Source organism: Streptomyces sp. NPDC053048 (assembly GCF_044547045.1).
In the GTDB taxonomy this organism is placed as follows: domain Bacteria; phylum Actinomycetota; class Actinomycetes; order Streptomycetales; family Streptomycetaceae; genus Streptomyces.
In genome coordinates this window covers 397,669-415,425 of record NZ_JBITZS010000005.1, presented here as the reverse complement: position 1 = coordinate 415,425, position 17,757 = coordinate 397,669, and the positions used below count along the sequence as shown (strand labels likewise).

17 protein-coding genes and 1 riboswitch are annotated in these 17,757 nt (G+C 71.4%); of the genes, 7 read left to right on the top strand and 10 right to left on the bottom strand.

Annotated elements, in window-relative coordinates; all coding sequences use genetic code 11:
• Nucleotides 1-74 precede the first annotated feature (74 nt).
• Nucleotides 75-1,166 (top strand): alpha/beta hydrolase, encoded by a 1,092-nt coding sequence (locus ACIG36_RS15860; protein ID WP_399927204.1) that lies wholly within the window; start codon nucleotides 75-77, stop codon nucleotides 1,164-1,166.
• A gap of 52 nt (nucleotides 1,167-1,218) precedes the next feature.
• Here the strand turns inward: ACIG36_RS15860 and ACIG36_RS15855 are convergent, their stop codons facing one another.
• Complete coding sequence (locus tag ACIG36_RS15855) at nucleotides 1,219-1,755, bottom strand: hypothetical protein (RefSeq protein WP_399927201.1); 537 nt, start codon at nucleotides 1,753-1,755, stop codon at nucleotides 1,219-1,221.
• A 153-nt stretch (nucleotides 1,756-1,908) separates the two neighbouring features.
• Complete coding sequence (locus ACIG36_RS15850) at nucleotides 1,909-2,349, bottom strand: ester cyclase (protein ID WP_399927198.1); 441 nt, start codon at nucleotides 2,347-2,349, stop codon at nucleotides 1,909-1,911.
• A 249-nt stretch (nucleotides 2,350-2,598) separates the two neighbouring features.
• Here ACIG36_RS15850 and ACIG36_RS15845 point away from each other — a divergent pair, with 249 nt between their 5' ends.
• A complete protein-coding gene (locus tag ACIG36_RS15845; protein WP_399927196.1) occupies nucleotides 2,599-3,354 on the top strand; it encodes a dienelactone hydrolase family protein in 756 nt (251 codons plus the stop codon).
• A gap of 6 nt (nucleotides 3,355-3,360) precedes the next feature.
• Here the strand turns inward: ACIG36_RS15845 and ACIG36_RS15840 are convergent, their stop codons facing one another.
• The gene (locus tag ACIG36_RS15840) at nucleotides 3,361-4,428 is read right to left on the bottom strand and encodes a hypothetical protein (RefSeq protein ID WP_399927193.1); all 1,068 of its coding nucleotides are present in this window, start codon (nucleotides 4,426-4,428) and stop codon (nucleotides 3,361-3,363) included.
• A 147-nt stretch (nucleotides 4,429-4,575) separates the two neighbouring features.
• Nucleotides 4,576-5,679 carry a thioredoxin family protein gene (locus ACIG36_RS15835; RefSeq protein WP_399927191.1) on the bottom strand — a complete coding sequence of 368 codons (1,104 nt, stop codon included), beginning with the start codon at nucleotides 5,677-5,679 and terminating at the stop codon, nucleotides 4,576-4,578.
• Nucleotides 5,680-5,918: 239 nt separating this feature from the next.
• Between ACIG36_RS15835 and ACIG36_RS15830 the strand changes: the two genes are divergently transcribed.
• A complete protein-coding gene (locus tag ACIG36_RS15830) occupies nucleotides 5,919-7,136 on the top strand; it encodes a beta-ketoacyl-[acyl-carrier-protein] synthase family protein (RefSeq protein WP_399927188.1) in 1,218 nt (405 codons plus the stop codon).
• Nucleotides 7,137-7,206: 70 nt separating this feature from the next.
• Nucleotides 7,207-7,357, top strand: a riboswitch (cobalamin riboswitch).
• A gap of 218 nt (nucleotides 7,358-7,575) precedes the next feature.
• Nucleotides 7,576-7,959 carry an acyl-CoA thioesterase gene (locus tag ACIG36_RS15825; RefSeq protein WP_399927627.1) on the top strand — a complete coding sequence of 128 codons (384 nt, stop codon included), beginning with the start codon at nucleotides 7,576-7,578 and terminating at the stop codon, nucleotides 7,957-7,959.
• Here ACIG36_RS15825 and ACIG36_RS15820 read toward each other — a convergent pair.
• The gene (locus ACIG36_RS15820) at nucleotides 7,956-8,381 is read right to left on the bottom strand and encodes a VOC family protein (protein ID WP_399927185.1); all 426 of its coding nucleotides are present in this window, start codon (nucleotides 8,379-8,381) and stop codon (nucleotides 7,956-7,958) included. The genes ACIG36_RS15825 and ACIG36_RS15820 overlap by 4 nt on opposite strands.
• 192 nt (nucleotides 8,382-8,573) lie before the next feature.
• Between ACIG36_RS15820 and ACIG36_RS15815 the strand changes: the two genes are divergently transcribed.
• Together ACIG36_RS15815 and ACIG36_RS15810 are read left to right on the top strand one after the other, a co-directional pair.
• Nucleotides 8,574-9,473: an RNA polymerase sigma-70 factor gene (locus ACIG36_RS15815; protein ID WP_399927182.1), complete on the top strand. Its 900-nt coding sequence runs from the start codon at nucleotides 8,574-8,576 to the stop codon at nucleotides 9,471-9,473.
• Between the two features lie 155 nt (nucleotides 9,474-9,628).
• Nucleotides 9,629-9,943, top strand: a complete 315-nt coding sequence (locus ACIG36_RS15810) for a hypothetical protein (RefSeq protein ID WP_399927179.1) — start codon at nucleotides 9,629-9,631, stop codon at nucleotides 9,941-9,943.
• A 72-nt stretch (nucleotides 9,944-10,015) separates the two neighbouring features.
• On the opposite strand, the gene ACIG36_RS15805 is transcribed toward ACIG36_RS15810, so the two are convergent.
• From ACIG36_RS15805 to ACIG36_RS15795, 3 genes are read right to left on the bottom strand one after another with little or no spacing between them, the layout of a single operon-like run.
• Nucleotides 10,016-10,351, bottom strand: a complete 336-nt coding sequence (locus ACIG36_RS15805) for a hypothetical protein (protein WP_399927177.1) — start codon at nucleotides 10,349-10,351, stop codon at nucleotides 10,016-10,018.
• A 26-nt stretch (nucleotides 10,352-10,377) separates the two neighbouring features.
• Complete coding sequence (locus tag ACIG36_RS15800; protein ID WP_399927174.1) at nucleotides 10,378-11,355, bottom strand: M28 family metallopeptidase; 978 nt, start codon at nucleotides 11,353-11,355, stop codon at nucleotides 10,378-10,380.
• A complete protein-coding gene (locus ACIG36_RS15795) occupies nucleotides 11,342-13,729 on the bottom strand; it encodes a hypothetical protein (protein WP_399927171.1) in 2,388 nt (795 codons plus the stop codon). Before ACIG36_RS15795 ends, ACIG36_RS15800 begins: the two co-directional genes overlap by 14 nt.
• A gap of 91 nt (nucleotides 13,730-13,820) precedes the next feature.
• Between ACIG36_RS15795 and ACIG36_RS15790 the strand changes: the two genes are divergently transcribed.
• Nucleotides 13,821-14,129 carry a cupin domain-containing protein gene (locus ACIG36_RS15790; RefSeq protein ID WP_399927169.1) on the top strand — a complete coding sequence of 103 codons (309 nt, stop codon included), beginning with the start codon at nucleotides 13,821-13,823 and terminating at the stop codon, nucleotides 14,127-14,129.
• A 5-nt stretch (nucleotides 14,130-14,134) separates the two neighbouring features.
• On the opposite strand, the gene ACIG36_RS15785 is transcribed toward ACIG36_RS15790, so the two are convergent.
• On the bottom strand, nucleotides 14,135-15,223 hold the full coding sequence (locus ACIG36_RS15785; protein WP_399927166.1) for a pyridoxal-phosphate dependent enzyme: 1,089 nt from the start codon (nucleotides 15,221-15,223) through the stop codon (nucleotides 14,135-14,137).
• Between the two features lie 134 nt (nucleotides 15,224-15,357).
• Nucleotides 15,358-17,745, bottom strand: a complete 2,388-nt coding sequence (locus tag ACIG36_RS15780) for a phosphoketolase (RefSeq protein WP_399927163.1) — start codon at nucleotides 17,743-17,745, stop codon at nucleotides 15,358-15,360.
• Nucleotides 17,746-17,757 lie beyond the last annotated feature (12 nt).

Genomic DNA, 17,757 nt, shown 5'->3' with positions numbered 1-17,757 from the left:
CGCTGTTTCCGTCCCCACCACGCCCGTACCGAGGGCGCCACCACCCGATTCAGCATTCAGCCACGGAGCTCCTGATGTCCTATCCTCCCCATCCCGACCGAGCGCCGCGCCGCCGCGCCAGACCCTGGTGGATAGCGGCGGTCGTCGTGCTCGGCCTGGGCCTCATATCCTGGCCGGTCCTGCACTACACCGGCCTGCTGTCCACCAAGGGCGAGCCGGTCACCTTCAGCGACGACAAGCCCGGCACCGCGCGCCAGGCCGATGCCGCGCCCTCTCCGGCCGACGAGGCGCCGGAGACCCTGATGCCCACGGGACCGGCCGCCGATCTGCGGGAGGAGAGCAGGCTGGCGGACGGCACCGTCATCGCGAAGACCACGCTGCACGGCGCGAAGTCGGGTTTCACCGGGAAGGTATGGGTCTGGGCCCCCAAGCAGTACAAGGAGCCGCAGTACCGGAAGAGTGGATTCCCGGTGCTGGTCGCCCTGCCGGGCGGGCCCGGGGCCAGCGGGAACTACTGGATCGGCGCCAACCTCAAGCTGCAGTCCTCCATCGCGAAGTGGTCCCAGGAGGGCAAGGTCCAGCCGTTCATCGTGGTGATGCCGGTCCTCAACCCGGGCACCGACCGGAAGGAGGACTACCACGACGGCAGTGACATCCCCGGCCGCCCCAAGATGGGCACCTGGCTCGCGGAGGACGTCCCGAATTTCGTCCGCGCCAATTTCCGTACCCTGAAGGCCCGCGACGGGTGGGCGTTCATGGGCTCCTCCAGCGGCGGCTTCGCCGGGCTGAAGACCGTCCTGCAGCACCCGGACAAGTTCAAGGCGGTCATCGCCTCCGGCCCCGACATCGTCCCCGACTCGCCCCACTGGAAGGGCCACGAGGCCGAGCGGCAGGCCAACAACCCGCAGAAGCTCGCGCAGCACCTCATCGACACCAAGGGCCCCGACGTCTACCTGGCCTTCCAGTACGGCACCGCGGAGCACCCGATCACCATCGACGGAGTCAAGGGATTCATCGGCACCTACGGCAACAAGGGCCCCGTCCATACCCATCTGACGGAGATACCGGGCGGCCGCCACACCGCCGAGACATACGTCCGGGGCATGGGCATGGGCCCCATGGAGTGGATCAGCAAGCACCTCCAGGGCCCGACACCCCGGCCCTGAGCCCCGGCCGCCTGCCGGCGGCGGGGGCCGGGGAGGGACGGACAGCGGCCGGTCAGTTCCAGGGGTTGGCCGGCTGGTCGTCGATGGCCGTCCAGAAGCGGGTGCCGGCGGGTACGTCGCCGTAGGCCCAGTAGCTCCAGCCCCCCGAGCTCTCCAGGTCGGGCCCGTATCGGCCGTCGTGGAACTCGGCCATCCGCCATCCCTGGCCGAAGGTGTTCGCGCACACGCCGTCGGCCACCGCCCGGCTGGTCAGCCGGGTGCCGCGCATCGGATAGGTGGCCGCGACGGCCCCCCGTGCCCAGCCGGCGTAGAAGCCGGGGGTGATGCCGTCCGGGACGGGCCGCCCGTCGATCCTCAAGCACAGTACGGGCAGCGCCGTGGTCGTGGCGGTGTCCCCCTGATAGGGATTGCTCAGGGGGCCGCCACCCACCTGGACCGTTCCGCTGGGTCCGTCCGCGAGCAGGGTCCAGGTCATGGCCCTGCCGCCGGAGTCGGTGGCCGGCGGGGCGGCCGTCGCGGGAGCCACGACGCCTCCCACCGCGGCGAGCACCGACAGACCGAGAGCGAGAACCGTCCTCACCGGGCGCATGGCTTCTCCTCACTGACGTGACACGAGACGCATGGCGTTGTGGTGGGGAATTCTCGACGGCCTTCACACAATCTCCAAGAGGCAGAACCGGACAGCGCGGCCCCGTGATCGGATGGCCGGTTCCGTCCGCCGGTCCTGCCGCTCCCGGCGTTCCTACCGTTCGTCCGGCGGATTCGTTCCCAGGGGCGGGACGACGTCGAGTTGCTGGAGGAAGGACAGCAGGTCCTTGTCCGACCACTTCTCCGCCAGCTTGCCGTTCTCGACGCGGTGGATGACCGTCGCCGTGATCTCCAGCTGGTTCCCCGTGGCGGGGATGCCCGGCAGATCGCCCTCGTGGACACCGCGGCAGAGCAGCCTCGTGACCACCTTGTCGCCCTCGGCGACCTGGTCCTGGACCTCGTGCGTGCCGGGCGTCGCCTTCCAGAAGAGCCGGAAGGTCTGCTTCAGTCCCTCGAGGCCGGGCGCGGCCGGGAACGGCGGTGGGGAGTGGTCGAGGTAGTCCTCGGCCACCAGCTCGTCGAGGGCGTCCACGTTGCCGTTGTCGATCTCCTGGTAGAAGCGGCGGACGAGCCTTTTGTTCTCTTCGATGGACATGAGCAGGACACCGTCCCCTTTTTCGCTTCCGGTCGTGTCGGACGACGGTTCGGACGACAGGAAGTCTTGCCGGGCGCCCGGTCCGGCCGTCGGTGACGCGCGTGGCGGCCGACCGGGATCACCCGCCCGGCGTGCCGCCCGGCCCACGGCCGGCCGGATCCTCGGGCGGGGAGGGATGAGCGGGGCTTGACCGCCCCCGCGCTAGCGTGGCGACCACACCTGACGCTGATCGAGAAGGAGCGGTGCGCCATGCCCGGCACGATGCTCGACGTCCCCACCCCCGACGGAACGGCCGACGCCTTCCTCGCCTACCCCGACGGCGGCGGCAGCCACCCCGGCGTCCTCCTCTACATGGACGCCATCGGACTGCGGCCCAGGCTCCGCGAGATGGCCGAGCAACTGGCGGCACACGGCTACTGCGTCCTCGTCCCCAACGTCTTCTACCGCACCGGTCGCGCGCCCGTCACCGAGCTCCCCGACCTGACGAACGCGGAGAACCGCGAGGCCTTCATCGCCCGCATCATGCCGCTGCTGAACGAGCACACCCCGCAGCGCGCGCTCTCCGACGCCCAGGCCTACCTGGACTTCCTGTCGGCGCGGCCCGAGGTCCGCCCCGGCCCCATCGGCGCCGTCGGGTACTGCATGGGGGCGGCGCTCGCCCTGCGGACCGCGGCGGCCCACCCCGGGAAGGTGGTCGCCGTCGCCGGCTTCCACCCCGGCTCCCTGGCCACGGACGCGCCCGACAGCCCCCACCTGCTCGCCCCCAAGGTGAGCGCCGAGGTCCACTTCGGGATCGCCGAACAGGACGACTCGATGCCGCCCGAGGCTGTCGCGCGGCTGAGCGCGGCCCTGGACGACGCCGGAGTCCGCAACAGCTGCGAGGTCTACCCGGGCACGCTGCACGGCTTCACGATGGCGGACACGGCGGCCTTCGACCAGGCAGGACTCGACCGTCACTGGGACCGCCTGCTGAGCCTCCTCGGACGTACCCTCACCGCCGGCTGACCGGCCTCACCGGCAGGCCGCCAGGAGCACCAAACCTCCGCAGGCCAGGGCGTACACGCCGAGCCCGGCCCAGGCGCCGCGGTGACTCACCTGCTCCGCCTGGGCGACGGCGCCGCCGCGTGCGGTCCAGCGCCAGGCGAGCACCGTGCCGGCCACGGCGAGGAGCAGGAAGCCGAGGGTGACCAGGTGCAGCCAGTCGATGAGGGTCAGTCCGATGCTGCTGGTGATCACATCGCTGACCTGCTGCATGTTGAGCACCACGACGAACAGCCCGCCGCCCAGGACACCGAGCCGGCTGTGGACGCCTTCCAGGCGCTCGGCGGTCGCGAGGACCTCGTGCCGGGAGGAGACGAGAAAGGTGGAGGCGGCGATGAGCAGGGCGAGGTAGAGGGGAGTGGTGAGCTTCCAGAAGGTGGTCGGATCCGCGCGCTCGAGATCGATCTGAATGCGCGCCCGGTGATAGGTGCTGCCGTGCGTCAGACTGCGGTCGCCGTAGGTGGTGGCGTAGTGCTTGTCGGACGTGACCAGCCGGAACCCCGTCAGGCGCCAGCCCCGCGGCCGGATCTCCGGGTTCAGTTCGGAATCGGCGTTGTTCACCGTGAACCGGAAGTGCCTCACGTCCTGAGGCGCCGTCAGGACCACCTCGATGCGGTGGCGGTCGAAGGGGAAGTCACGTACGTCCCACTCCTGACGGAACGTGGACTGCACCCGCACCTGGTCCAGTACGTGCCCGTCCCGCTCGCTCACGTTCGGCTCGGAGACGTCGGGGTCGTCGGCGTTGAAGAAGGACACCTGCGGCAGCGGATCGGCGCGCCGGTCCGGGCAACTGGTCCACAGCCACAACCGTGCGGAGAACCTGCTCCTGGCGGGATCGATGTCGTACAGATCACTGACGTAGGCGCTCAGCTCACACCGTACGAAGCCTGCCCGTGTGGGCGGGACGGCGGCGGTGGCGGCGGCGGTGGTCGTGGCGGCCGTCAGCCAGAGCACGACCATGCCGAGGACGGTGAGCAGGCCGGCCGGCAGGGGGAGCGATGGGCGAAGCCGCTGTCGTGCGAAGAGTTTCGCGACCATACAGCCCTATCGTCGCCCACACCGGCGCGGCCGGGACGAGCCGCCGGGCGAATGCGCCGGTGTGGGGGACCTGCCTGTGAACTGTTCGACCAGCGGTGACGAGCCGCGTGCGGCCGCCCTGCGGGCACCGCGTCGCGGGGCCGCCGGCTACGCGGGGTGGATGCCCGCGGCCGTCAGCCATGCCGTGATGCGTCGCGGTGGCCACACGCCGTGGAAGCGCGAGACCGGCGTGCCGTCCCGGAAGAGCAGGACGGCGGGGACTCCGAGCGCGTCGAAACGTGCGCTCGCCCACGGCGCGGCGTCGATGTCCACCGTGACTCCCCGGACGGCCCCCGCGTACTCCTCGACGACCTTCTCGAGCACGGGCGTGAGCGCCTGGCACGGTCCGCACCACGGCGCGGTCAGCTCGACGAGGACGGGCGTGGGCCCGGACAGCAGCCCGTCCAGCTGCTCCTCGTCGGTGACCTCGGCGAGCACCCCGCCCTGTGCCTCCTCCTCCGGGAACTCCTCCGCGTCCTCGTCGCGGTGGGCGTCCTCGGCCGCCGCGGCGGCGAGGGGGGCGAAGGCCGCCGCGTGCTCGGCGGGCGCGGCGACGCCGTTGACGGCCAGCCCCGCCGAGAGCAGCCGTTCCAGCACGGCCGGGTCCGGTGCGTGACCGGGGCGCTCGGCCAGGGACAGGTCGGTCAGTTCGGGCGTCAGGGTGAGGACGGCGTCCGCCAGCGCGTCGTCGACCGGCGTGTTCTCGACCGTGAGGGAGGACAGGCCGTGCGCGCCCGCCAGCGCGCGCAGCGACGCGGGGTCGAACGCGCCGCCGCCGGCCAGGATCAGGGTCTCCAGGGAAGCGAGGGTCGGCGAGCCCACGAGGGCCGCCAGTCCCGCGCCGGTGAACCGCGGTGATTCCAGGACGAGATCCGCCAGCGACGTCAGACCGTCCAGCGCCTCGACGCCCTGGTCGGTGAAGTCGCCCGACAGGACGAGGGTCCGCAGCCCGTGCTGCCCCCTGACGGCCTCGACCGCCGCGTCGGAGGCGCCGGCCAGGTCGATCACGGTGAAGACGTCGGGAGGGAACGTCGCGAACGCGGCGAGGCTCTCGCCGGTGACGTCCGCCGCGTAGACCAGCCGCGTCCCGTCGGGGACCTCGACCGCGCCCCGGGGCTCGAGTTCCACCGGCTCCGGGCCGGCGGCCTCGGTGTAGGCGACCAGGGAGCCTGGAAGTCCTTGCTCCGGAAAGTGAATGACGCGGTTGCTCATACGCCCCATGGTAAACAGCGATCACGGTCGAGCCCGGTGGCTGCCACGGCCGGCTCGAGGCCGTCGCGAGCGCCGCCTCTTTGTTCATACCTCATAGAATCCTGCCGATGATTCGGTGGGCCGGACCGAGCGGGTTACCCGGCGGCAAGCTGGCAGTCTCTCCTTTGTGAAGGATCTGATGGGGCATGAGGATCACCTCGCGCCTTGTTGATTTCCTACGTACACATGGAGGGGCGAGGATGAGCTTCAGCGACGAGGTGCTGATAACGGGCATGGGGGCGATGACCCCCCTCGGCGTCGGCGCGGCGCGGTCGTGGAAGGGCCTGCTGGCCGGGGAGTCCGGTGTGACGGGGCTGGGGGAGGAGTGGGCCGCGGACCTGCCGGTGCGGGTGGCCGGCCGGCTGCCCGTCGAGCCGGCGGACCTGCTCGAGCGGGTGGAGGCCCGCAAGTGGGACCGGTGCGAGCAGATGGCGGTGGTCAGCGCCCGCGAGGCGTGGGAGGACGCCGGGCGGCCGCAGGTCGAGCCCGAGCGGCTCGCCGTCGTCATCGGTACCGGCACCGGCGGCATCCTCACCACGCTCGCGCAGGACGACATCTACGAGAAGTCGGGCGCACGCCGTCTCTCCCCGTTCACCGTGCCCATGCTCATGCCCAACGGGCCGGCGGCGTGGGTCAGCATGGACCTGGGCGCACGGGGCGGCGCGCGGACGCCGGTCAGCGCCTGTGCGTCCGGAGCGGAAGCCATCGCGATGGGCCTCGACCTCATCCGGGCCGGACGGGCCGACATCGTGGTGGCCGGCGGCGTCGAGGCGTCCTTGCACCCGTTCTGTATTGCCGCGTTCGCGCAGATGAAGGCCCTGTCCACGGACCAGGGAGACCCGGCGGCGGTGTCCCGTCCCTTCGACGCAGGCCGCAGCGGCTTCGTCATGGCCGAGGGCGCGGGTGTGGTGGTCCTGGAGCGCGCCGGGTTCGCGCGTGCCCGCTCGGCCCGCACCTACGGCAGGCTGTCGGGTGCCGCGGTCTCCTCCAGCGCGCACCACATCACCGCGTCGGACGCGGAGGGGCAGGTCCATGCCATCCGGACGGCCCTTCGCGACGCGGACCTCGTACCCCGGGACATCGACAACGTCCACGCGCACGCCACGTCCACCGAGTCGGGCGACCTGGCGGAGGCGGAGGCGGTCGGCAAGGCGATCGGCCGGCACGCGGCGGTGACGGCCACGAAGTCGATGACCGGTCACATGCTGGGCGCGTCCGGCGCCGTGGCGGCCATCGCGGCACTGCTGACGCTGCGGGACGGAATGCTGCCGCCGACCCGCAACCTCGAGACGCCGGACCCGGCCGTCGACCTGGACGTGGTCCGCGGCGAGAGCCGTGCCGGGGACTGGTCGGCGGGCCTGGTGAACTCCTTCGGCTTCGGCGGGCACAACGTGAGCCTGGTCTTCACCCGCGGCTGACACCGGGTGCCGTGTGCTGCCGTAGGCTGGCGGTGCAGTCGGTTCGCCCCGTCCGCCAGGCGGGGCGTCGTAAGAGGGAACCCGGTGGGAGACCGGGACTGCCCCGCAGCGGTGAGTGGGAACGACCGCCGTCATCCGCACTGGGCCCGGCCGGGCCCGGGAAGCGACGGCCTGTAGGAGCCCGGCTCGAAGAGCAGGCGCGCCCGCGAGTCCGAAGACCTGCCACTGCCCGCGCGCCACCGTGGGGCGCGGTTACACCGGGACCTCGAGGGCGGGTCGGCGGCGGCAGGGGGGGGCACCTTCCTGTCCTTCGCGCGGATCCCGCCCGCGGGGTCGTCGAGAACTCGCGAAGGAGAGTTCCGTGACCATCGACACCCAACTGGCCGCCGGCCCCGGGCACAAGTCCCCGGCCGACTCGCGCGTGACGCTGGCCCACATCATGAGCGAGCACGACACCAACCTCTACGGCACCATCCACGGCGGCGTCATCATGAAACTGATCGACGACGCCGCGGCGGCCGCCGCCGGGCGCCACGCGAACGGCCCGGCGGTCACCGTCTCGGTCAACCGCATGGCGTTCCTCGCCCCGGTACGGGCCGGGGACCTCCTCACCGTGCACGCGGAGCTGGAGCGGGCCGGACGCACGTCGATGGACGTGGGCGTCCGCGTCACCGCCGAGCGGTGGAACGCCTCCGGGCCCACGGCCGAAGTCGCCACCGCTCAGCTGACCTTCGTCGCCATCGACGCCGACAGCCGCCCCCGCCCGGTCCCGGTCCTCGACGCGCCGGAAGCCGGGCCCGCGGGGCGGGGCGGCACGCCCTAGGGACGGACGTAGGGCCGGGTCATGATCTCCATGTTGTGGCCGTCGGGGTCGTCGAAGTACACGCCGCGGCCGCCGAAGAGGTTGTTGATCCGGCCGGGGTCGGTGTGGGCGGGGTCGGCGTAGTAGGTGACCCCGACCGCCTCGAGGCGGTCGATCATGGCGTCGAACCGCCCGTCGGGCACGAGGAACGCGTAGTGCTGCGACTGGATCGGCTCGTCCCTCATCTCGTAGTAGTCGAGCGTCACGCCGTTGCCGAGATCGACGGGCAGGAACGGGCCGAACGGCGCACCGACCTCCAGCCCCAGGATCGCGGCGATGAACTCGGCGGACAACTGCCGGTCACTGGCGTAGACAGCGGTGTGGTTCAGCTGGACGGCGGTTTCCGGCAGCTCGGTGGTGTGCGGGGACTGGGCGTGAGGCATCGTGGTGTATCTCCGGGTCTCGGGATTCTCAGGGAAGCGAAGACGCGGAGGAATGGGCGGGCCCCGTGCCCGCCTCGAACTCACGCCGAGGCCGGGGACCCAACTCGTGTATGGCCCATGGCCGACCCGGCAGTCACCCGACCGACCTTACTGCCCGTCAGGGGACGTGGCAACGCCTGGCATGCTACGGACATGACCATGGAAGCCCCCGAGGAGTTCGAATCGCACCGGCCCCGGCTCTTCGCGCTCGCGTACAGGATGCTCGGTTCGGCGAGCGAAGCCGAGGACGTCGTGCAGGACACGTATCTGCGCTGGAGCACGGTCGATCCCGCCGGGATCCGCACACCGGCCGCCTGGCTCACCAAGGTCATGACGAACCTCTGCATCAACCACCTCACCTCCGCCCGTGCCCGGCGGGAGCTGTACGTGGGGCCCTGGCTCCCCGAGCCGGTCCTCACCCGTACGGCCGCCGCCGACCGGCTCGGCCCGCTGGAGACCGCCGAGCAGCGCGAGTCGGTGTCGCTCGCCCTGCTCACCCTCATGGAGCGGCTCACTCCGGCCGAGCGCGCGGTGTTCGTCCTGCGTGAAGCCTTCGGGCACAGCCACCGGGAGATCGCCGAGGCCGTCGGTATCGAGGAGGTCCACTCACGGCAGTTGCACCGCCGGGCCCGCGAACGGCTCCAGTCGCCGCGCAGGCACTTCGACGTCGACGACGGACAGCGCAGGGAGATCGTCGAGCGCTTCTTCGCCGCCGCCCTGGACGGCGATGTCGCCGGGCTGGAACAGCTGCTGGCCGAGGACGTGGTCGCCTGGGCCGACGGCGGCGGACAGGTGTCCGCCGCACGCCGGCCGGTCGTCGGACGCGAGAAGGTGCTCCGCTACCTGCTGGGCGTAGGTGTGGGCGTCCGGCCGGGAGGAGTCCGGATCAGGGCCGAGTTCGCCGAGGTGAACGGCGAGTGGGCGGCCGTGCTCTTCGCGGGCCCGGCGCTGTTCGCCGTCGTCGTGCCGGAGATCCGTGACGGCCGGGTCGGCGGGGTTCGTACGGTCGTCAGCCCCGGCAAGCTCGCCTTCGCCGCCCGCCAGCTCGCCTGATTCCACTCCGCTGACCGCGCCGCGTGAGGTTCGAACCCGCCCGCGCGGGACGTGCGGCAAACCCCACTCCTACGCGCCCGCGGCATCCGCTACCGACGGCGCGGTTCCGAGCCCACTATCGGGGCAACCGCTCAAAACGAAAGAGGGTATACCCCGTGAAATCGAGGAACTTCCGCCTTGCCCCGGCGGTGGCGGTGGCCACCGTGGGACTGCTGTTCGCCGGCACGGCGGGGGCGGCGGTCGCGGCTCCGTCGGAGGAGTCCCCCAGCCCGAGCGCGACGAGCACCTCCGCGGGCGAGGAGGCGAAGGCCGACTGGAAGCCGGGTGCCTGGTACGACGACGAGGAGGCTTGCAAGAAGGCCGGCGAGAAGGGCAGGACCGACGGCAAATGGCGGGAGTACCGCTGCAAGCACGAGGAGAAGAACCACGGTCAGTACGACTACAAGTGGCACCTGTACTACCGCCGTTGAGGAGGAGGCGGGTATGACACCGTGCCCTCCGGACGACCGTGGAGGACTCCGGAGGGCACCGGCCACGTCCCCCTACCCGGCCCGGCGCCGGCGCTCGCCCGCCAGCGCCGCCGCGCAGGCGACGGCCGTCACGGCCCCCGCGGCCAGGAAGCCCCGGTTCGACCGCCAGGACAGTACGGACCACCGTGACTGCGCCGACAGCAGCGAGCCGGTGCTCAACCAGGAGCCGGCCGAGACGGCCGACAGCGCGGAGCCGATCGAGCCGAGCGACAGGGCGCTGCCGATCGAGCCGATGGACAGGACGGATCCGACCGAGCCGATCGAGAGCACCGAGCCCACGGAACCGATCGACAGCACGGAGTCCCGGGACCAGAGGGACAGAGGCGAGTCCGAAGCATGCTTGGCCATGCGCCGATCGTAGGCCTGACGGCTCCTCACCCGTCCCTCCGGAGCGTTTCGGCGAGCAGGGTCGCCAGTACCGTCCTGGTGACGGCGGCGAGGTAGCCGTAGTCGAGCGTGGCAGGCTTGTCGGACGTCCGGTGGTAGTGCGGGTTCCCCTCGCCTTCGTAGGCGCCGACCGTGACGTCGCTGCGTGCTTCGAAGGGCATGTAGTCGCTGGCATAGATGGGGCCGAGCTTGACCGGCAGCGCCGTATGGGAGGCCGCGGCTTGCGCCATCACCGCACCGAGGGCCTGAGAGGCGGCGTCATTGCCCGGGACGGCGTTTCCCAGATCGCGCTCCACCGTCACGGAACCGTCGGCCGGCGGCCTTCCGATCATGTCCAGATTGATGACCCGGTGGACGTCGGCGCCCGTGGCCTGGAGCTCCGCCGCGTACGCCGTCGATCCCCACAGGCCCTGTTCCTCCCCGGAGAAGGCCACGAAGCGGACCGTGGCCGACAGGGCGACCGGCGCGAGCAGACGGGCGATCTCGAGGATCGCCGCCACACCACTGCCGTTGTCGTCGGCTCCCGGAGCCCGTGCCGTCGCGTCGTCCAGATCCTGCATGCGGCTGTCGTAATGGGCGCACACGACGACGACGGGCTCGCCGCTCGTCGTGTCCTGCTTGGTGCAGACGACGTTGTCCGCGCTGTGGCCGGAATGCGACCAGGTGCGTCGGGCCACGTCCGTGTATCCCGCCGTCGTGAACCGGTCGGCTATGTGCGCGGCGGCCTGGGCGAGGTGCGGCGAGAAGGTGTGCCTGGTGTGAAAGGCCGCGAGGGCTTCCACCGTGGCCCGGAGAGTCTCTGCCGATACCGATTCGACGAGTGCCGCCGTGAACTCGTCCCGCAGCGTGCCGATCCGTTCCCGTTCGGCCGGTGCGAGCAGTACGGCCGGGCTCGGCGGCCGGCGCTTGTCGGGGACGGGGAACGGCCGGCCCTCGAACGTGCAGGGCTGTTCATGCGGCCCCATCGCGCAGCCCCACATTGTTGTCGAACCGGACAACGCGGTCGGCGGGCACCGGTCCGTTGAGCGTGGCGGTGACGGCCGGGTCCGGGGCGCCGTGCACGACCGCTGCCAGGAACGCGTGATCCCCGGCGTGGGGCGTCCACACCACGGGGCCGACGCGCACCGAACCGCCGGCCGGAACGGCCTGATCGATCACCAGCGTGCCGATCGACCGGAAGTGCGTCGGCCAGATCATCCCGGAGCTCCGGTCGCACCGGAAGACCTCGAGCCGGAACGCTCCGCCTGCCGCCGCCTGGGCTCCCCGGTTCTGCACGCGCACATACACGTGGTTGGGCTGGTCGTCGACGGGCGCCTGATGGCCGAGGTCGGGATCGTCGCCCGTATCGATGGCGTTGTTGCGGACCCAGATGCCGGGAGAGGCCAGTTGAGGGCGGGGGCTGGGCAGGGCCCCGGTGTCGGCCGGGTTGTCCGCGATGAAGACGTCCACCGGCCGTCGCGCCCACAGTCCCTGGCCGATGAAGGCCTCGTCCATCACCTTGCCGAACAGGCCACCGGTGAGCGCCGTGTCCGCCGTGATGCAGCCCTGGGCCATGCTTGCGGCATGCGCCCGGCCGGTGGACTGGCTGTCCGGCACGACCAGCAACATCTCCAGCATCGCTGTAATCATGGCATCGGCCGCCTCGATTCGCTCGGCGGGATCGGAGGAGTCACCACCCATGCCCAGGTAGCACCGCCACAGTGCCGTGCCGAGCATCGAATTGCGGAGGTTGGGTCCGTAGGTGCCGAACTGCGCGTCGTCGAACCGCTCGGTGCGGTCGAGCCGGCGTTCCGTGCTCCACTGGTTGGTGGCGTTGTTGTCGAACGGGAACGTCTCGGCACGCCGGTTCCCGGTGGTGTTGAACCTGTCCCGGTAGATCGCGGGCAGGGCGTCGCAGACGCTGTGCTCGTAGGACCCCGATCCACCGTGGTTCGCACCGAGCCAGTCGAACACGCCGTGGGTGTACTCGTGGACGATGACACCGAAGTCGGCGGCATCCGGTGCGCCGCCCTCGCCGAAGCGGATCCGCGGGGGGTCCAGCCCGCCGAGCCATTCGCTCTGGTCCTCGCCGTTCACCCCTTGGGCGTCGACATCGACTTTGACCATGTTGGCGTTCAGCGTCGCGTTCCCCAGATCGCGGAGGTAGCGCGCGGTGGAGTCGAGCCAGTAGTAGGCGTTCGCGCTGAGAAAGGCGCGATCGCTCGGGTACGTCCGGTAGGCGAAGCTGGGCGCCGTTTCCTGCGGCTGCGCGAACGTGGGGGTGTCCCAGTCCTTGCAGCGGATCCATTCACCGTCCAGCCGGAACTTCCCGCCGACAGCGGGAGCCACCTCGGCCTGGACGTCGTGCCGGAAGGCGTCGAGCGTCGCCGCGCTGGACCCTCCGTGCAGCGTGCCGTCGTCCGACTCGGTCACCGGGTCCGGTGAGAAGACCTTGAGGGTCGCCGCCACGTACCTGCCCTCGAGCGCGATCCAGAGCAGCTCGCCGGAAATGGCGTCCACCACGACGCGGAAGTGCTCGAAGGGCCCGGTGGTCTCCACGAGGAAATCGCGGACGAGATGCAGTGCGTCGTCGGGCCTTCTGCCCTTCCGCAGCAGGGCGGTCGAGGCGCTGGGATAGCCGGTCTCCGGCAGGGCGGGCCTGGATGTGTCCCGGATGTAGGCGAGTTCCTCCTTGACCACCGCGGCGGCATCGAATTCCTCCTCGAAAGGAGCGAGCGCGACGTGTTCGAGAGCGTCGGGCGCGCGGGCGTCGCCCGGATCGGGTGCGCCCGTCATGTCGAGCTCCCCGCCGTGGTCGACCTGAATGACGCCGGCCTGTCCGACATCGGCCACGGCCTGCACAGTGGCGCCCGACACCGGGATGTCGTGGTGGAACTGCTGGTAGCGGATCCTCAGCGTCGCCGCGCCTTCACTCGCTTCGACTTCCCGCAGATCGATCCCGCCGGATTTCAGATCGCCCGTGCGGGCCCTCATGAACTGCTCGATGGCCTTCCGGGCGGTCGGCGCGCGTTCCAGCGTCGCTCCCGGGTCGACGTATTTCCGCAGCACACCCTCGGTATCGGTGTGTTCCCCCACATCGGGAACCATCCGCAGAGGCTTCTCGGCTTCGGGGCCGGGCTGGTTCCGCTGCCGGTCGCCGTGATCCTGGGCCATGATGTGCCCTCCTCGACACGAGTGGTGGCAATCCGTGCGGAGGGAGTTGTTTTCGCAAATATCGTAACTCCGCGCGGTCCGGCATGCGCCTCGGGCAATGAAGAAGGCTGTTTCGGGGTGGCCGGTCAGGGCGGTGCCGTCCCACGGCCGGGGCACCCGGAGAGGTTTTACCGAACGGTCGATCAACCGGTGCCCTTGTTCGGATAGCTTCCCAGCATCCATTGATCGAGACGCGGACTCCTCCCGGACGGGCGGAGGGCCCGCTGGGAGGTATGTCATGAGTGCGGTCGACCTGTTCCGGACCGCGGAGGCGCTGCCGGGGGCGTGGAGGTCCCGTGCGCTGGCCGAGGTGGGAACGGCGTGCGTCAAGGTGTTGCGCATGGACGAACTGCCGGTCGAGGAGGAGGTGCACGCCACCACCGAGGTGCTGCTCGTGCTCGACGGCCGGCTGGAACTGACGGTGGACGATGCCGAGGTGACGGTGGGGCCGGGCGGGATGCAGGTGGTGATGGCCGGCTCCCGGCACGCCGTCCGCGCCGGGAGCCGAGGCACCCTGGTGATCGTGGAAGTGCCCGAGCGCGCGTGACCGCCCTACGGGCCACGGTGGTGCGGGTTGGCGGCCGTGCCCTCGGTGCTGAGGAGGACGATCGTCGCGTCGGGGCGGAGCCCGAGAGCGGTGCGGCGGTCCTCGGTCCGTACGGCGGCGCGGACGCCGGCGAGTGAGGCCGCGCCGCACGGGCCCGAAGAGACGCCGAGTGCCGCGAGGGCGTGGCCGGCTCGGGCGCTCTGCTCGTCCGTGACGGCGACGGCCGCGGTGAGTCCCTCGTGCAGCAAGGGCCAGGCGAGGGTGGAGGGCGTCCCGCAGTTGAGGCCCGCCATGATGGTCGGGCCCGTGGGCACGCTGGTGCGCTCGCCGCGCAGCAGCGAACTCAGCACGCAGGCGGAGCCCACCGGCTCCACCCCGAGCAGCGTCGGCGCCGGGCCGAAGGGGCCCGCGTAGTGCGTGACCGCGGCCTGGGCCAGTGAGCCGACGCCGATCGGCACGGCGACGACGTCCGGCCGCGGCGCCCCGGCGGCGGCCAGCTGGTCGTCGATCTCACGGAAGAGGGTCGAGTAGCCCTCGACGATCCAGCCGGGGACGCGTTCGTAGCCGGGCCACGCCGTGTCCTGGACGAGCAGCGCGTCCGTGGCCCCGTCCGCGAGCGCGGCGGCATGCCGTACGGCGTCGTCGTACGGGCCGTCGACCCGTGTCACCAGGGCCCCCTCGGCGGCAATCGCGTCCGCGGCACCGGGGTGGACGCCGGCCGAGACGAAGACGTGCGCGCGATGCCCGAGGAGCCGGGCCATCCGGGCCACGGCCCGGCCGTGGTTCCCGTCGGTCGCGGTGACCAGCGTCAGCGGGCCGGAGACACCACCGCGCTCGGAGAGCGCGCGATGGATGGCCCAGGAGGCGCCCAGAGCCTTGAAGGCGGGGAGCCCCAGACGCGACGACTCGTCCTTCACGAAGACGCGTCCCACGCGCAGTTCGCGGGCGAGCGAGGGGAGTTCGGCCAGTCGTGTCGGCGCGTAACCCGGCAAGGAGGCGTGGAACTCCCGTACGGCGGCCGGGGCGGCGGGATGGGCTGTGGCGGTACGGGGCGCAGACCTCGCGTACCACCGGGCGGGGGGTTCGTTGAGCACCCCACCACCTTGCGACGGCCGATTCGTTCGGTCCAGCGAATGTTTCCGACCTGTATTCATCGGAGAATTCGAAGGATCGTCAGTGGGGCCCGTGATGCCCGCGATCACTGCTGGAGCCCCGGCGCGGCGGCCCCTCACGCCGTCCAGGTCCAGTCGGCGACCTCCGGGAGGTCCGTGCCGTGCTCGCGGATCCAGGTGTGGTGGCGGGTGCGGGCGTCCTCCATGGCCTGGCGTACGGGGGCGGCGCGGACGGCGAGGCCGGGGACGCGGTCGATGACGTCCATGACCAGGCGGTAGCGGTCGAGGTCGTTGCGGACGACCATGTCGAAGGGCGTGGTGGTGGTGCCGATCTCCTTGTAGCCGCGTACGTGCAGATCGGCGTGGCCGGCACGGCGGTAGGCGAGGCGGTGGATGAGCCACGGATAGCCGTGGTAGGCGAAGACGACCGGCTTGTCGCGGGTGAACAGGGCGTCGTACTCGGGACCGGTCATGCCGTGCGGGTGCTCCTCGGCGGGCAGCAACCTGGCCAGGTCGACGACGTTGACGACGCGCAGCGACAGGCCGGCGAGATGGTGGCGGACGAGCTGGGCGGCCGCGATCACCTCCTGCGTGGGCACGTCCCCCGCGCAGGCCAGGACGACGTCGGGCTCCCGGCCCCCGTCCTCGGTACCGGCCCACGGCCAGATGCCCGCGCCCCGTGCGCAGTGGGCGCGGGCCTCCTCCAGGCCCAGCCAGTCGAAACAGGGCTGCTTGCCGGCCACGACCACGTTGACGTAGTCACGGCTGCGCAGCACGTGGTCGGCGACCGACAGCAGGGTGTTGGCGTCCGGCGGCAGGTAGACGCGCACGGCTTCGGGGCTCTTGTTGAGGATGTGGTCGATGAAGCCGGGGTCCTGGTGGGAGAAGCCGTTGTGGTCCTGCCGCCACACGTGCGAGGTGAGCAGGTAGTTGAGGGAGGCGATGGGGCGGCGCCACGGCAGTCGGCGCGTGGTCCGCAGCCATTTGATGTGCTGGTTGACCATCGAGTCGACGATGTGGACGAACGCCTCGTAGCAGGAGAACAGGCCGTGCCGGCCGGTGAGGAGGTAGCCCTCCAGCCAGCCCTGGCAGGTGTGTTCGGAAAGGATCTCCAGGACCCGGCCGTGCCGGTCCAGGTGCTCGTCGGTGTCGACGGTCGCCGCCTGCCAGGCCTTGCCGGTGGCACCGTAGACGGCCTGGAGACGGTTGGAGGCGGTCTCGTCGGGGCCCACGAGGCGGAAGTCGCGCCGGTCGGCGGTGGCCTCCATGACGTTCTCGAGGAGGTCGCCCAGGACGCGGGTGGGCTCGTGCAGTGTGGTGCCGGGCTTGTCGACCGGTACGGCGAAGCGCTCCAGCGGCGGCAGCGGCAGCTCGCGCAGCAGCAGTCCGCCGTTGGCGTGAGGTGTCGCGCCGAGCCGGCGGCTGCCCTCGGGCACGTGGCACAGTACGTGCGGCCGGGGGCGGCCGTGCTCGTCGAAGAGTTCCTCCGGGCGGTAGGAGCGCAGCCAGGCCTCCAGCTGCCGCAGGTGCTCCGGGTTGTCGCGGACGGCCGACAGCGGCACCTGGTGGGCGCGCCAGGTGCCCTCGACCGGCAGCCCGTCGACTTCGGCGGGGCCCGTCCAGCCCTTGGGCGTCCGCAGCACGATCACCGGCCAGCGGGGCCGCCCGGTGGCGCCCTCGTGCCGGGCGCCGCGCTGGATCAGGGCGATGCGCTCGAGTGCGCTGTCCATGGCCGCGGCCATGGCGCGGTGGACGGTCGCGGGGTCGTCGCCCGCTACGTGCAGGGGCTCGTGGCCGTAGCCGCGCAGCAGGTCGTCCAGCTCGGCTTCGGGGAGGCGGGCGAGGACGGCCGGATTGGCGATCTTGTAGCCGTTGAGGTGGAGGACGGGCAGGACGGCACCGTCGTGGACGGGGTCGAGGAACTTGTTGGAGTGCCACGAGGCGGCCAGCGGCCCCGTCTCGGCCTCGCCGTCACCGATGACGCAGACGACGACGAGACCGGGGTTGTCGAAGGCGGCCCCGTAGGCGTGGGAGAGGGAGTAGCCCAGCTCCCCGCCCTCGTGGATCGAGCCGGGGGTCTCCGGGGCGACGTGGCTGGGGACGCCGCCGGGGAAGGAGAACTGCCGGAAGAGCCGCGCCATGCCCACAGCGTCCCGCCCGACGTCCGGGTACGTCTCGGAGTACGAACCGTCCAGCCAGGAGTTCGCCAGCACCGCCGGTCCGCCGTGCCCGGGGCCCCAGATGCACAGGGCGTCCAGGTCACGGGCCTTGACGACCCGGTTGACGTGGGTGTGGACGAGGTTCAGCCCCGGTGAGGTGCCCCAGTGGCCGAGGAGCCGCGGCTTGATGTGCTCGGGCCGCAGCGGTTCCGTCAGCAGCGGATTGGCCATGAGGTAGATCTGCCCCACGGCCAGGTAGTTCGCGGCACGCCAGTGGGCGTCCAGCTCCCCGGCTTCGCCGTCGGTGATACCGGTGACTGGTGGCGCTGTCGTGACGTCCTGCATGTCCGCCTCGCC

Excerpts from the sequence above, each read along its gene's own strand:
- ACIG36_RS15800 (WP_399927174.1), bottom strand. The coding sequence starts at position 11,355 with ATGGGGCCGCATGAACAGCCCTGCACGTTCGAGGGCCGGCCGTTCCCC.
- ACIG36_RS15860 (WP_399927204.1), top strand. The coding sequence starts at position 75 with ATGTCCTATCCTCCCCATCCCGACCGAGCGCCGCGCCGCCGCGCCAGA.
- ACIG36_RS15780 (WP_399927163.1), bottom strand. The coding sequence starts at position 17,745 with ATGCAGGACGTCACGACAGCGCCACCAGTCACCGGTATCACCGACGGC.
- ACIG36_RS15825 (WP_399927627.1), top strand. The coding sequence starts at position 7,576 with ATGAGCGAGCACGACACCAACCTCTACGGCACCATCCACGGCGGCGTC.
- ACIG36_RS15850 (WP_399927198.1), bottom strand. The coding sequence starts at position 2,349 with ATGTCCATCGAAGAGAACAAAAGGCTCGTCCGCCGCTTCTACCAGGAG.
- ACIG36_RS15815 (WP_399927182.1), top strand. The coding sequence starts at position 8,574 with ATGACCATGGAAGCCCCCGAGGAGTTCGAATCGCACCGGCCCCGGCTC.
- ACIG36_RS15805 (WP_399927177.1), bottom strand. The coding sequence starts at position 10,351 with ATGGCCAAGCATGCTTCGGACTCGCCTCTGTCCCTCTGGTCCCGGGAC.
- ACIG36_RS15820 (WP_399927185.1), bottom strand. The coding sequence starts at position 8,381 with ATGCCTCACGCCCAGTCCCCGCACACCACCGAGCTGCCGGAAACCGCC.
- ACIG36_RS15790 (WP_399927169.1), top strand. The coding sequence starts at position 13,821 with ATGAGTGCGGTCGACCTGTTCCGGACCGCGGAGGCGCTGCCGGGGGCG.
- ACIG36_RS15855 (WP_399927201.1), bottom strand. The coding sequence starts at position 1,755 with ATGCGCCCGGTGAGGACGGTTCTCGCTCTCGGTCTGTCGGTGCTCGCC.
- ACIG36_RS15840 (WP_399927193.1), bottom strand. The coding sequence starts at position 4,428 with ATGGTCGCGAAACTCTTCGCACGACAGCGGCTTCGCCCATCGCTCCCC.
- ACIG36_RS15835 (WP_399927191.1), bottom strand. The coding sequence starts at position 5,679 with ATGAGCAACCGCGTCATTCACTTTCCGGAGCAAGGACTTCCAGGCTCC.
- ACIG36_RS15830 (WP_399927188.1), top strand. The coding sequence starts at position 5,919 with ATGAGCTTCAGCGACGAGGTGCTGATAACGGGCATGGGGGCGATGACC.
- ACIG36_RS15845 (WP_399927196.1), top strand. The coding sequence starts at position 2,599 with ATGCCCGGCACGATGCTCGACGTCCCCACCCCCGACGGAACGGCCGAC.